At 67.1% G+C, this 14,434-nt stretch carries 9 protein-coding genes; all 9 read right to left on the bottom strand.

Annotation, left to right across the window (positions count from 1 at the left end; translation table 11 throughout):
• Window positions 1-3: 3 nt before the first annotated feature.
• Window positions 4-3,921: a PAS domain S-box protein gene (locus AB4059_RS02895; RefSeq protein WP_498976439.1), complete on the bottom strand. Its 3,918-nt coding sequence runs from the start codon at window positions 3,919-3,921 to the stop codon at window positions 4-6.
• 102 nt (window positions 3,922-4,023) lie between these two features.
• Complete coding sequence (locus AB4059_RS02890; protein WP_498976437.1) at window positions 4,024-4,995, bottom strand: lysylphosphatidylglycerol synthase transmembrane domain-containing protein; 972 nt, start codon at window positions 4,993-4,995, stop codon at window positions 4,024-4,026.
• Window positions 4,992-6,152, bottom strand: a complete 1,161-nt coding sequence (gene clsB, locus AB4059_RS02885; RefSeq protein WP_498976435.1) for a cardiolipin synthase ClsB — start codon at window positions 6,150-6,152, stop codon at window positions 4,992-4,994. The genes AB4059_RS02890 and clsB overlap by 4 nt, the downstream gene beginning before the upstream one ends.
• Window positions 6,153-6,205: 53 nt before the next feature.
• Window positions 6,206-6,949, bottom strand: a complete 744-nt coding sequence (locus tag AB4059_RS02880) for an endonuclease/exonuclease/phosphatase family protein (RefSeq protein WP_498976433.1) — start codon at window positions 6,947-6,949, stop codon at window positions 6,206-6,208.
• A gap of 57 nt (window positions 6,950-7,006) precedes the next feature.
• Window positions 7,007-8,104: a DNA polymerase IV gene (dinB, locus tag AB4059_RS02875; RefSeq protein ID WP_498976431.1), complete on the bottom strand. Its 1,098-nt coding sequence runs from the start codon at window positions 8,102-8,104 to the stop codon at window positions 7,007-7,009.
• Window positions 8,101-9,375, bottom strand: coding sequence for a hypothetical protein (locus AB4059_RS02870; protein ID WP_498976429.1), 1,275 nt, complete (start codon window positions 9,373-9,375; stop codon window positions 8,101-8,103). The genes dinB and AB4059_RS02870 overlap by 4 nt, the downstream gene beginning before the upstream one ends.
• A 111-nt stretch (window positions 9,376-9,486) precedes the next feature.
• A complete protein-coding gene (locus AB4059_RS02865; protein ID WP_498976427.1) occupies window positions 9,487-10,863 on the bottom strand; it encodes a hypothetical protein in 1,377 nt (458 codons plus the stop codon).
• Between the two features lie 110 nt (window positions 10,864-10,973).
• Entirely contained in the window at window positions 10,974-11,858 is an 885-nt protein-coding gene (locus AB4059_RS02860) for a ribonuclease H-like domain-containing protein (protein WP_498976425.1), read from the bottom strand.
• Window positions 11,855-14,260 (bottom strand): DEAD/DEAH box helicase, encoded by a 2,406-nt coding sequence (locus tag AB4059_RS02855; protein WP_498976423.1) that lies wholly within the window; start codon window positions 14,258-14,260, stop codon window positions 11,855-11,857. Before AB4059_RS02855 ends, AB4059_RS02860 begins: the two co-directional genes overlap by 4 nt.
• Window positions 14,261-14,434: the final 174 nt, after the last annotated feature.

Here is a 14,434-nt window from a genome sequence, read left to right as displayed (position 1 = left end):
CGGTCAGTGCAACGCATCCAACCGAGCCAACAACAACCCAGGATCCACCGGCTTCACCAGATGCGCATCGAACCCACAAGCCGCCGACCGCAACCGATCCGCATCCGACCCCCACCCAGTCGTCGCCATCACCGCGATCTTGTCCCCATCCGGCATCGCCCGAATCTGCTGACACGTCTCATACCCATCCAACGTCGGCATCCCCAGATCCAGCAACACCACATCCGGCCGCCGCTCCGCGATCGCATCCAACGCCGCGCGACCGTCGTAGACCGTCCGCACATCGTGCCCCCGCATCTGCAGGAACAAGGCCATCGAATCGGCACTCTCGTGATTGTCGTCGGCCACCAGGATCGACATCGCATGCCGCTGCCGCACCACCGGCCACTCGCCCGTTTCCTCGATCCGCGAACCCGGCGCCAGAGGCAAACGCACGACGAACTCGCTCCCTTGCCCGAGCCCCGCGCTGCGCGCCTCCACCGTGCCGCCATGTTGCTCGACCAGGCTCTTCACCAGGGTCAGCCCGATCCCGAGCCCACCCTGCGAATGCGCGCGGCCATGCTCGCTCTGCGTGAACATGTCGAACACCTGCGTCAGCATCTCCGCCGCCAGCCCGATGCCATCGTCGCGAACACGCACCTCCACCATGTCGCCATCGCGCGCCGCGTGCAGCGTGATGTTGCCGCCGGCCGGCGTGTACTTCGCCGCGTTGTTGAGCAAATTGGTGAACACCTGCGCCAGCCGCATCGGATCGGCTTCGAGCGGCAGCGCCTCGGCGGTGGCTTCGACGTGGAAATGATGGTTCGCCTGTTCGAGCAGCGGCCGGCTGGTTTCGATGGCGCCTTCCAGGACATCGCGCATGGTCACGCGTTGCTTGCGCAATTCGATCTCGCCACGCGTGATGCGCGAGACCTCCATCAGGTCGTCGACCAGGCGGATCATGTGCGAGACCTGCCGCTCCATCATCCCGTGCAGTTTGTGCAGTTGCGCGTCTTCGCCTTCGGTCGCGCGCAGGATGTGCAGGCAATTGCGCAGGGGCGCGAGCGGGTTGCGCAGTTCGTGCGCGAGCGTGGCGAGGAATTCGTCCTTGCGGCGGTCGTTCGCGCGCAGGTCTTCCAGGGCCTGGCGGCGTTCGATCAGGTCGGCGGCCTGGCGCGCGAGGATGTCGAGCAGGCGCAGGTCGCGCTCGGCCGGCATGTGCGGGCGCGTCCAGTGCGTGGAAATCATGCCGACGATCTGCCCGTCGCGCGCGAACAGGGGCGTGCTCTGCACCGCGGCGATGCCCGTGCGGCGATAGCGGTCCAGGTCGGCCGAGCCTTCCATCGACGCCTTGTGCGCCACATCCTCCAGGACCATGCGTTGTCCGGCGCGCATCGCCTGCGCGCTGCAGCTCTGCGAGGCGGGGCCGGCGTCGATCCACGTCCACTCGGTCGTCGACTGCGGGGTGAAGCCGCGCGAGGCCAGCAATTCCAGCGCGCCGCCGTTGCCGCGTTCCGGATGCAGCCGCTGCAGCACGGCGAATTGCGAACGCATGATCGCCATCGCCGCGGAGACGATGCTTTCGTACAGCGCGTCTTCGCTTTCCTCGTGCACGAGTTCGGCGCTGATGCTCTGCAGCAACGTGGCATCGGCGAGTTCGGCATTCAGCCGCGCCTCGCTTTCGCGCACCGCGGCCTCGGCGCGGGCGCGCGCGATCGCGGCCCAGGTGCGCTCGGCGGTTTCTTCGATCAGCGCGATCTCGTCGCCGGCCCACAGCCGCGGCGTGGCCTGGTGCACGCTCAACAAAGCGGACAGGCGGGAACGCTTCACCAGCGGAACGCTGACGTGCGCGCGCACTTGCATGTGTTCGTAGGCATCGCGCTGCGGCTGTCCGAGCGTGCTGGAGGCATGTGCATCATCGAGCACCACCGTGCGGCCGGCGCGCAGGCGTTGGCCCGTCTCCTCGCCGAAGGCGGCGAGCGCATGGCCGTTTCCATTCGTCGGCACGCCTTCGAGGAAATGATCGGTGTGGACCTGCGCGATCTGACCGTCGTCCGACATTTCGGCGAACAGGGCGCGGTCCGCGCCGAGGTGTTCGCACAGCGCGGTCGCCGCCGTGCACTGGATCTGCGCCGGATCCGACAACGGCCGCAACAGATCGCTCAACGACACGCGGAACGCGGCGCGCGCCGCGGATCGGCGCATCAGGGCTTCGGCGCGCTTGCGTTCGGTGATGTCCAGCGCCATCGCGACCACGTAGCGGCGTCCATCTTTCAGCAGGCCGGGCGAGGAGGCATTGAGGCTCCACGTGCGCGGCTGGCCGTTGCGCGTGAGGATTTCGATGTCGGTCTGCACCATCGCATGGTCGGCGCCGAAGATGCGTTCGATCGCTTCGCGGAATTCGCCATCGCGGATGCCGTAGGCGCGACGCAACCATTCCTGCAGGACCGCCGGATCGTTCTTCGTGTAGCCGGTCAGCTCGGTCCAGTGGCGGCTGAGGTTGAGGATCTCGCCGTCCTCCGCGTGCAGGCACAGCGCGAGCGGCGCGTCCTCGACCGTGCGCCGCAACTGCGCTTCGTTTTCGCGCAGTCGGTCCATCGCGGCGCGGCGTTCGGTGTCGTCGAAGTTCACGCCCGTCATCGCCACCGCGCGTCCCTCGGTGTTGTAGACCGCGCGCCCGCGCGAAACGATCCAGTGCACGCTGCCGTCGGGCCACACCACGCGGAAGTCGGCGTCGTAGTCGGCGTGCGCGGTGATGGTTTGCGTCAGCGCCGCGCGCATCGCATCGCGGTCCTCGGGATGGATCAGCTCCTCGAAGGCGCGGTGGAAATTGAGGGTTTCGTGCGGCTGCAGGCCGAAGTTGGCCTTGCACTGGTCCGATGCCTGCGTTTCCAGAGTGAGCAGGTCCAGGTGCCAGGTGCCCAGGCGGCCGGTTTGCAGCGCCAGTTCGAGGCGATCGGCCTGGTCGCGCAAGGATTGTTCGAGGTGCTTGTGTTCGCCGATGTCGATGACGACGGCGACCAGGCCTTCGTATCGGCCATCCGGTCCGCGCATCGCACTCACGCTCGAGCTGCCCCACAAGGGCGTGCCATCCTTGCGGCGATAGCATTTCTCGATCGTGAGGCTCGGCATGCCGCCTTCCAGACGCCGCAGCGCCTCGTGCGTGCGGTCGAACGATTCGGGGTCGGTGATCTCCACCAGGTGCTTACCGATCAACTCCTCTTCGCGATACCCGAGCATCCGGCACCAGCACCGATTGACGTAGGTCATGCGTCCGTCGCTGTCGGCGACGAGGATGCCGGCGACGGTCTGGTGCAGGATCGTGCGAAGACGTCGCTCGCTGTCTTCGAGCTTGTCGGCGGCGTGCGCGCGTTCGATCCAGTCGGCGGCCTGGCGCGAGAGCAGGTCGAGCAGCAGCAAGTCGCGTTCGCCGGGCACGCCCTCGCGGTGGTGCGTGGTCAGCACGCCGAGGACGCGCCCGTCGCGCGCCAGCAAAGGCGCGGCCTGGATCGCGCGGATGCCGCTCGCGGCCAGGGCGCTGCGGGTGTCCGGGTCGAAGAAGGACGAGAGCACCACGTCGTCCACCATCAGCCGGCGCGCGGTGTGTGCGCACTCTTCGGCAAGTGCCCTGGCTTCGCTCGCGTGATGGAAGTCGGGGAAGCTGTCCTCGAAGCCATGGCTGGCGATCAGATCCAGCCCGCCGTCTTCGCGCACCATCCGCAGCTCGCCACTCTGCGCGCCGGCGACGAGCACCGCCGCGCCGAGGACGTCTTCGAGCAATTGATCTTCGTCTTCGTCATCGCGCACCAGGCGCGTGCTCAGTTTCTGCAGGCGGCGCAGGTGGTCGATCTCGGTTTCGTGCAACTGCAGCGCCGTGCGCAGCGCGTGCGGCCAGTTGGTCAGCGGCCCGAGCGGGGTCGCTGCCCAATCGAAGGCGTGCACGCGCCGCAGCCAGTTGCCTTCCCCGGCGGGTCGCTCGGCATCTGGTCCATGGGCGTCCATCGGGTTCGACGGTGAATCGCGGCTTCCTTCGTTACGAAGACCCTACTGCTTCGCAACGGAGGGAGATGTGGATGTCGGCCGCCTGATCAGTTCCAGGCCGGCGTAGGCGAGGGTGGCGACCATCAACGGTGCGAGGAAATAGCACGCGCGATACGCGATCAGCGCGCCGATCAACTGCGCCGGAGGCACGCGATCCCCAAGCACGGCGATGAAGACCGCTTCGGCGACGCCGATCCCTGCGGGAATGTGCGCGATCGCCGTGGCGACCGACGCAAGCAGCAATACCGCGATGACCTGCGCATCCCCCACATGGGGGAGGAAGCAGGCGACGGTGAGCCCCATCAGCGCCCAGTTCGTGGTCGCCATCGCGATCTGCAACAGCGCCAGGCGCGGTGTGGGAAACCGGAAGTGATGGCCGCGTACGTGGAAGATGCGTCCGTGCGTGGTGATGCACGCCACGACGTAGCCCACGGCGATGCCGAGCATCGCCACGCCCACCGCACGCAGGCCGGCACCGGTGCCCAATCCGAATGCATGCACGCGGAAATCGGCCGGCGGCACGATCGCACCGCTGGCGAACAACGCGCCTGCGAGTACGAAGTAGCCGATCCAGTTGGTGGCGATGCAGAACGCGATCACGCGCGTGATCCGTCCGAGCGGCACGCCCTCCCGCGCATACATGCGCAACCGGAATCCTGCGCCGCCCACTGCCGCGCCGATGTTCAACGCGAAGGTATAGGCGATGAAGGAGATCAACATGACGCGCCCGGTCGGTACCTCGTGCCCCGCGTAGCGGCGCGCCGCCAGGTCGTAGCCGGTGTAGAGCAGGAAGCTGGTGGCGGTGAGCGCGAGCGCGGTGGCGAGTGCGCGCGCATCGAGATTGCGCAGCACCACGCCGACCGCGCGCCAGTCGATCGATTGGGCCGCATGCCACAACAACCAGGCCACGCCGCACAGGAAGGCGACGAAGAGCACACGTTTGGCGCGCGCGAACCAGCGCCTGCGTCGCGTCACGGTGCGTCCACCGGCGCGGTGACGTGCACCAGTTGCGGCGTGTGCGCGGGCAACAGGCCCGCCCACCGCGGAAACCGGCGCAGCACATGGAACAACAGCGGCCGCGAGAGCCCGGTCCACCAGTTGCGTTTGCCGAGGGACGTGGCGTCGACCGTGTGGCATTGCCGTTGCCGCAATGCGTCCAGGCTTGCGCGCAGTTGCGCAGCGAAGGCTGCGTCGCGCACGAAGACGTTCGCTTCCAGATTCAAGGCCAGGCTCAGCGGATCGAGGTTGCTCGAACCGATGGTCGCCCACGTCCCGTCGATGATCGCGACCTTGCCGTGGAAAGGCCGCTCGCAATACTCGACGATGTCCACGTGCGCGCGCAGCAGATGGCGGTAGAGCGTGCGCGTGGCGGGGTGGGCGATGGGCGTGTCGGATTCGGCGGCGACGAGCAGGGTGACGTGCACGCCGCGGCGGGCGGCGCGGCGCAATTCGCGCAGGAAGCCCCAGCCGGGGAAGAAATACGCGTTGGCGATCAGGATCTCGTGCCTGGCTTCGCGGATCGCGCGCCGGTATTCGCGTTCGATCGAGGTGCGGCGTCGATGGTTGTCGCGCAGTTCGAACCGCACTTGCGCGTCGCCTGCGTGCGCTTGCGCCGGGTCGATCGCCGGATGCACCCAACGCTCGCCCGTGCCGTCTCCCGCGAGCGCGGCCTTCGCGAAGCTCAGGATGTCGCCGACGACCGGACCTTCGATCTCCACAGCGTAATCCTGCTTCCCTTCGGGATCGGTTTCCGCCAGATGGTCGACCGAATAGTTGATGCCGCCGATGAACGCGCGCGTGCCATCGACGATCAGCAGCTTGCGATGCAGGCGGCGGAACACGTTGACGCGCACGCCGAGCCAGCCCGGATGCGGATCGAACATATGCACGTGCACGCCGGCAGCCACCAGTTCGGAAAGGAAGGTCGGCGAGAAATCGGGCGAACCGTAACCATCGACGGTGATCTCCACGCGCACGCCGCGGTTCGCTGCCTGGATCAGCGCGCGTTGCAGGTCGTGGCCGATGCGATCCTCGAACAGGATGAAAGTCTCGACGATGACCTCGCGTTGCGCGGCGGCGATCGCCGCGAAGGCGCGCGGGAAAAACCCTTCGCCGTTCTCCAGCAGTTGCACGCGATTGCCGGGACGCCAGGGCCCCGGCGCGCGCGGCCTTCGCCACCCCAGGCTCACCAGGCCACCCGGGCCATCAATGGCACGTGGTCGGACAAGTGCGTCCAGGGTTTTCCGCCGAGGACTTTGACCTCGGTCGCGCGCGCGTTGCGCACATAGAGACGATCGACCGGCAACAGGGGCCAGCGCGCGGGGAATGTCCGCGCATGCTTGCCCTGCGAGGCGAGGAAGACTTCGGTGAGCCCGCAACTGTCGAGGACCGGATGGCCGCGGCCGCGCCAATCGTTGAAGTCGCCGGCGACGATCAGCGGCGCCGCGCGCGGGATCGCGTCGTGCACGATCTCGCAGAGCAGCCGCAGTTGCTTCTGCCGGTGCGCTTCGCGCAGGCCCAGGTGCACGCAGATCGCATGCAGGGAGAACGGGCCGTCGTCGACATGCAACTGGCAATGCAGCAGACCGCGTTCTTCGTGTCCGCTGATCGAGACGTCGCAATTGCGGAACGCGCGGATCGCGTACTTCGACAACAGCGCATTGCCGTGATGGCCATGCGGATAGACCGCGTTGCGCCCGTACGCCGAATGCGACCAGATCGAATCGGCGAGGAATTCGTATTGCGGCGTGTCCGGCCACTTCGCCTGCCGGCGCTTGTGCAATTCGTGCTCGCCGAGGACTTCCTGCAGGAACACCAGGTCGGCGCCCACCGTGCGCACCGCTTCGCGCAATTCGGGCAGCACGAAGCGGCGCCCGAACAAATCGAAGCCCATGTGGCAATTGAGGGTGAGGACGGTGACGGCCGGCACGAGGGATCGGGTTGAAGGAAGGTCCTGATTGTGGCGGCCGCGCCCGTGACGGTCGGGTCAGCCGAACAGATCGGTCTGCACGGTGGCCAGCCGGTCGGCGTCGATGAAGCCCGACAAGCCCACGCCGACGAGCCGATAACGCGTGCGTGAAGGCAGGTCCACGCGCTCACGCAGCGCGCACGCGATGTCGGCGACCGCTTCCAGCGACCCCGGCGGCTCGGGAGGCGTCAGGCTGCGCGTGAGGGTGCGGAAGTCGTCGGTCTTCAACTTGAGCACGACGGTGCGCGCGATGCGGCCGTGCGGCTGTGCGCGCTCGCGTTCGTAACCGCGCCAGGCTTTTTCGGCGAGGCGACGAATGTGGTCTTCCATCTCCGGCAGGCGCAGGTCGCGTTCGAACGTGTCTTCCGCGCTGATCTGCATCGTCGGGCGTTCGGATTGCACCGGGTGGTCGTCGATACCGTGCGCCAGTTCGTGCAGGCGCCGGCCCCATCGGCCGAAGCGTTGTTCGAGCGCCGCGGGGCCGAGGACGCGCAAGTCCATCACGGTCGACACACCGAGTTCGGCGAGTTTGGCTTCCATCACCTTGCCCACGCCCGGCAGCCGTCCGACGGGCAGGGGCGCGAGGAAGGCGTCGACCTGGTGCGGCCGGATCACGAACAGCCCGTCGGGCTTGTTCCAGTCCGATGCGATCTTCGCGAGGAACTTGTTCGATGCGACGCCCGCCGACGCCGTGAGTTCGGTCTCCTCGCGGATCTGCGCGCGGATCGCCTGCGCGGTTGCGGTCGCGCTCGGCAAGCCGGTGAAGGTGTGGGTGACGTCCAGGTAGGCCTCGTCGAGCGACAAGGGTTCGATCAGGTCGGTGTGGCGGCCGAAGATGTCGCGCACCTGCTTCGACACGGCCTTGTAGCGCACGAAATCCGGCGGCACGAACACGGCCTGCGGGCACAGGCGTTCGGCGCGCATCGCCGGCATCGCAGAACGCACGCCGAACTTGCGCGCCTCGTAACTGGCCGCGCACACCACCGAGCGCGCGCCCCGCCACGCGACGACCACCGGGCGGCCGCGCAGGGACGGATCGTCGCGCTGCTCGACCGACGCATAGAACGCGTCCATGTCGACGTGCAGGATCTTGCGCGGGACGGGGTCTTCGCTCACCGCCAGAACGGGATGAAGTCGGCGTCCGGCGCGGGGTCGTGACGGCCGTGTTGCGGCAGCGTGATGCCCAGAACATGGCGGCCCTGCGGCAGATGGCGCACATCGATCATGGCGACCATCGCAGGGCGATTGGTGCGCGCGTCTTCGCCGATGTCGAACACCGGTGCGATGAGCTTGCCGTCGAGCGTCACCGGACGCACGTGCTCGGCGTAGCACTTGATTTGCGCATCTTCGGGCAGCGTGCCGCAGCGCGCATCCAATGCCGGGCCGTCGCGATCGGGCACCCAGGGCACGATCAACTGCACGTAAGGGCCGATCACCACCATCGACTGGATGAAGGGCGTGATCGGGCTGCGCAGCGCGTCGCGGCGATCGTCGTAGTGCGAGGCGTCCACCGAGCGCGTCGGCAGTTCGTCTTCGTCGGGGAAGGAATCGTAGCTGCCGTAGGCATCGGGATTACGCGCGATGAAGTAGCTCGTCGACGCGGCGATCGTCGCGATCATGAAGATCGTGGCGATCAGCAGGATCGTCTTGCGCCGGCCCCGATGGCTCGCCAGCAACGCGAGCGCCGGGTTGTTCGCCATGCCCACGCCGATCCGGGAATAGAAGCCGAGCACGCCGCGCAGGACGCGCGTGCCGAATCGGCCGGGTTGCATGCGCTCGCCGAAGCGCCGGTCGACGGCGACCGCGAGCCCGTAGGGGACCATCGCGAACGCCGCCGTCCACATGATCCAGCGCGTATCGGCATGCACGCCCATGCGCGATTCCAGCAGCCACGAGACCGAGACCACCGAGCCGACGATCAGGGTGATCACGCACAGGATGGAGGCCAACACGACGCCCATCGCGAACACCATCGTCGCCTTGTTGTCCGCGCGATCGATCGCATCCTCCATGCGGCCCAGGCGCTTGCTTTCGAACTCGCGCGCGTTGGGCCCGAGGCGGAAGTTGTTCCAGTCCACGCCTTTGGGATAGATCGACCACATGCCGACCAGCGCGATCCAGCGCGCACGCAACAACAGGTGGATCACGAAGGTGACGGCCAGGATCAGCGCCGCGCTCTTGGCGTAGACGTAGATGACGAACAGCAGCTTGGCCCAGCGGTCGACCAGGCGCGGCGCCCAGTCGAGGATGTAGCCATCGAGCAGTTCGGGCAGTTGCAGCATCGCGAACACCGCGACGCCGGAGATCAGCAGTTCGACTTCCCACGTGGGCGTGGTGTGGCGGGGCAGCGTGGAGCCGCCGTCGTCGCGCGCGTCGTGTCCGGTCATGGCAAGCCCCTGCGGGAGTGCACGCAGGATGCCCGGAAACGATCCGTGCATAAAGCCGCGGCCCCGGGTTGGATCCGGGGCCGCGGGGTCACGCTGTGTACCTGCCTCGAATCAGGTCGGCGGAGGCAGGGAGAACTTGAACGGGCAGGGCGTGGGCTTGATCACCGTGACCGTGCCGCTGTTGATCTCCGTGATCCAGGCGAGCAGCTGCTCCTGCGCTGCGCGGTTGGGATCGCCCACGGGCGTGTTGCCGTCGGCAAGCAGGGCGGCATTGGCTTCGTTCAACAGCGCCGTGATCGACTCGTTCGCGGGCTTGTAGAAGTTCGCCCCGCCGACGTAGCCGGCGTCGAGGTTGAGCCGCAGGATCGCCAACTGGCGGGACAACGCATAGGCCATGTTGGTCGTGCTCGCGTTGTTGACCCAATTGACGAACGTCGTCCAGTTCTGCGCTTGCGTCGGCGTGGCCAGGTTGGTCGTCAGGTTCCAGTTGCTGCCGCTGGACGAACGCAGGTTCAACTGGTTGAGCGCGTTGAACTCGGGGTTCATCGTCGCGCCATCGTTGACCTTCGTCTGCCCGGCCGCGGTGATCCACCAGGACTTCGGCTTGCCGCCGCTCTTGCAGTCGCAGTAGTTGCCGAACTCCACGATGGTGGTCTGGCCCACGGTGAGGGTCAGGCCCGTGACCGGATTGGTCGGCGTGGCCGTCCCTGTTCCGTTGACGATGGAGGCGGACTGATGCCACGTGCCGCCGCCCAGGCCTTCGGTGACCGAGTAGGTCAGCGTCGGGTCCAGGCCGGTCACGCTCACGATGCCGTCGGGCGATTGCGTCAGCGCTGCGCCGGAGCCGCCGTTGCTGTCGCCGAGGGTCATCAACCACCCGAACAGCGGCACTTCATCCGCATCCCAGTCGCCGTTGCCGTTGGCGTCGTAGAACTTGTAGATGCTGATGTCGGCCGTCTCGGGTTGTTCGGCCGGCAGCTTGACGTGGAAGTTGTCGGTCTTGGTGTCGCTGGGCTTGAACGAGTTCCCGTTGGCCTCGTAGTCCGACTTGCGCGTGATCCAGACCTTGTAGACGCCACCGTTGTTCGGCGTGTTGTCGAAGGGTGCCAGTTGCACGCGGACGCCCGAGCAAGGCGGGTCGACCGTATCGACGGCGTGGTCGATCGCGGACTGGGCCACCCCGCCCACCACGGTGAACTCACGGTGGTCGATGGTGTCGCTACTCAGCAGCACCGTGCCGGACGGGTTGGTGACCTGGAAGACATAGGTGCCGTCGGGAATCGCCGCGGCATCGCAATTGGCATTGGTCGGCCCACCGTTGAGGTAGACGTCTTCCTTGGCGTCGTACTGGTTGACGTTGACGTTACCGTCGGTGTCCGTCGTGAAGATGGCGCCCTTGATCGCCGCGGCGAAGGCCGACGGTGCGAGGACGGCGGATAACAGGAAGACTGCGACGCGCTTTCGCGTGCGATGCGGATCGAGTGCCATGGTCGTGCCCCTACGGAGTGATCGCGACGGGAGTCGCAGCCAGTCGAACGGCACGATCGGCGCACGAAGGACGACCGTCCGTCGCGGTTTTCGGTGAATGGGGACGACCCTCAGGTTTGCGCGCCGGCCAGGCTCAGATGACGCAGCAATCGCGAGAGCGACACGACATCCTGGTGGTTGTGCGCAAGCACGCGGCGCAGCGTTTGCGCGCTTCCGCCGCGCAGGAACGACAACCATGCGGCCGGTGCTTCGGAACCGGGCAGGTCGTCTTCACGCACGATGCGGAGCACCTGGCGTTCGATCGTGGCCAGGCGGCAGTTTTCGTAGACGCCGCGATACCGACGACGCGTGGGATAGAGCAGGTCGACGTGGGCTAACCCGGCGAGGGGATTGCATTGGCGCGCGAGGCGATAACGCGTGGCGAGCAGGGGCGCGTCGTAGCACTTGCCGTTGTAGCTGACGAGCACCGTGTCGGGCGCGACCCACGCGCGGAACGCATCGAGCATCGCGGTCTCCGCCGCCATCGTGCGCATCGTGAGCTGGCGGATGCGCAGCGCGCCGTCGCACCAGTCGGCCGCGCCGATCATGAAGGCACGCGTGCCCGTGCCGCCGGCCAGGCCGGTGGTTTCGGTGTCGAAGAACAGCATGCGCGCGGGGTCGAGCGCGTCCTTCCGGTCGAAGGCGCCGCAGAACGCATCGGGGAGCGCATCGTCGGGGACGTGTTCTTCGCGCAGGTGCAGGCCGGGGGCGATTTCGATGCCGGGCAGGGTGCGGTCGACGGAAGGCGCGGGGCCGATCGGGGTCGGCGCGCGCACGCGCAGCAATCGCCGCAATTGTTCGATGGAAGCGTTGGCGTCGAGAACGCCACCCGAACCGCTCCCCGTGCGGGGAGTGGCTTGCGGTCGGGATGCGTCCGTTAGTGCCGGTTCGCGAGCTGCGATATCGCCACCGGCTTGGCGCTTGAGTCGTTGCAGCTTTTCGAGCGTGAGGCTCATGCCGCCTCCAGCGCGCCGAGCACGCGCAGCGCGAGCGCGCGTGGCGAATCGACGGTGGCTTCCTGCATTTCGAGGACGGGCCCGACACACGCGGGGCAGCCGGCCTTGCAATCGCAGCGTTCAATCAGTTCACGCGCGAGGACGACGAGCTCGTGCTGGCGACGCCACAGGGGTTCGCTCTGGCCCACGCCGCCGGGGTAGTTGTCGTAGAGATAGACCGTCGGCACGAAGCGATCGTGGACGTTCGGATCGGCGACGCTGCCATCGGTGCTGCGCAACTGCCCGCGCCCCCGGCCATCGGCGGTGGCGAACCACGCGCCGTCGCCGCTGCCGACGGCCTTCTGCAAATCGGCCGCATCGGCCATGACCGCGACCTTCGCGACGACATGCAATGCGTACGCCGCCCCCAGGAACCCGTCGAGCGCATCCTGCCGCGAGGCGAAACGCGCATCGAGGGTTTCCTGCGGCAACTGCCACCACAGCGCACTGGTGTGCATCTCCTGGTCGGGCAAGGTGACCGGCCCGTAGCCGATGTTCTCGTGCGTGTAGTAGCGGATCTTCTTGTAGCCGGCGACGCGACGCACGACGTGCACTTCACCGTGATGGCTCGTGCCCGCGCCCGCGATGCAGCCGTCGAAACGCTCGAGCACCTTGAGCTTGGTGTAGTCGATGGCGTCGGTGTAGTAATCCACGTGCGTGCGCGTGACGTAGGCCTTGCGGCCTTCCCAGTCGAGGCGTTCGACCTGGTAGGGCGTGGACTGCACCATGTGGATCGCGCCTTCGTACAACATCAACGGCGCGGAGGAATAATCGACTTCCGCGATGATCACCTGGCGCCCGTCGGTGCGATCGACGACGACGAAGTTGCCGTCGGCCACCGAACGCAGGCTCACTGCGTTGGCCGGATAACTGTCGGCGATCCATTCCCAGCGGCCGCCTTCGGCGTGCACGACGCCATCGGCCGCGAGCAGTTCCAGGTAAACCGCCGGATCGATCGGCCCGAAGCGTTCGCCTTCCAGGAAAGGCAGTTCGAACGCGGCGCAGCGAATGTGGTCGAGCAGGATCACCGGTTGGTCAGGCGCGATGCGTGCATGTTCCGGCGTGGAGGCCGAGAAGAATTCCGGATGGCGCACGACGTATTGGTCGAGCGGATCGGAACTCGCCACGAGCACGCCGACCGAGGCTTGCTGCCGGCGACCGGCGCGACCGAAGCGCTGCCACGTCGCAGCGACCGACCCGGGGTAACCGTTGAGGACGACGACATCGAGGCTGCCGATGTCGACGCCCAGTTCCAGCGCGGAAGTGGACACGATGCCATCGATGCGGCCTTCGCGCATGGCGCGTTCGGCTTCGCGGCGTTCGGTGGGCAGATAACCGCCGCGATAGGCGCGGATGCGCGCGGGCTTGCGGGGATCGTGATCGAAAACGTCTTTCAGATACTTGGTGAGCACCTCGACCATCGTGCGCGATTGCGCGAACACGAGCGTCTTGAGCCCGGCGCGGATCGCGGTGCGCGCGATCTTGTTGCTCTGCGAGCGGGCGGAAGCGCGCAGGCCCAGATCGGGATTGACCACGGGCGGGTTCCAGAGCAGCACGTGCTTGTCGCCGCTGGGCGCGCCGGAATCGGTGATTGCGGTGACGTCGCTTTCGATCAGCGTTTCGGCGTGGTCCTTCGGATTGCCGATCGTCGCCGAGCACAGGATGAATTGCGGGTTGGCGCCATAGAACGCGCAAACGCGGCGCAGCCGACGCAACACATTGGCCAGGTGCGAGCCGAAGACACCTCGGTAGCTGTGGATTTCATCGATGACGACGAACTGCAGGCCTTCGAAGAACTGCGCCCACTTGGTGTGGTGCGGCAGGATGCCCTGGTGGAGCATGTCGGGGTTGCTGACCACGATGTCGCCGTTGAGGCGAATGGCCTGGCGCTGGTCGCCAGGCGTGTCGCCGTCGAAGGTGGCGGTGCGCAAGCCGAGGTTGCCGGCGCGGTTGAGTTCGATGAGTTCGGCGACCTGGTCCTGTGCGAGGGCTTTGGTCGGGAAGAGGTAGAGCGCCTTGGCTTGTCTGGTCATCGCGGCGGCGACGACGGGCAGGGTGTAGCAGAGGGATTTGCCCGAAGCGGTCGGGGTTGCGATGACGAGGTGTTCTCCGCGTTGTGCGGCGTCCCATGCGTCGCGTTGGTGTGCGTAGAGGTTGGTGACGCCGCGGGTGCGCAGGGCGTTGGCCAGGGGTTCGGGGAGGGTGTCGGGGAGGTCGGCGTAGCGGCCTTCGCGGGCGGGGATCAGGAAGTGTCCGGTGATCAGTGCGGCGTGTTTGCCGGCGAGTTTGGTGGCGAGTACGCCGCCGTCGCGAATGCGCGGTGCGGGCGGTGCGGGGTGTTCGAACAGCGTCAGTGCCGACATCGAATGCGTCTCCTTGCGACGGTCGATGTTTTAGGCGGGTGTTGTCTCAAGGGGTGAGAAGGTGGAGCGGGGTGCGCTGAGTTGTCGTCGGGTTGGTGGGGTCGGCTCCACCAGATTGGCGCGGCGCGCCGCCGCATTGGAGGGCCTCATTGCTCCGCAAGAGCTCACGCTCCG

It is taken from the genome of Lysobacter sp. 2RAF19 (assembly GCF_052115395.1).
GTDB lineage: Bacteria > Pseudomonadota > Gammaproteobacteria > Xanthomonadales > Xanthomonadaceae > Noviluteimonas.
The sequence above is the reverse complement of the archived record's forward strand: the minus strand, read 5'-3'. Positions and strand labels throughout refer to the sequence as shown.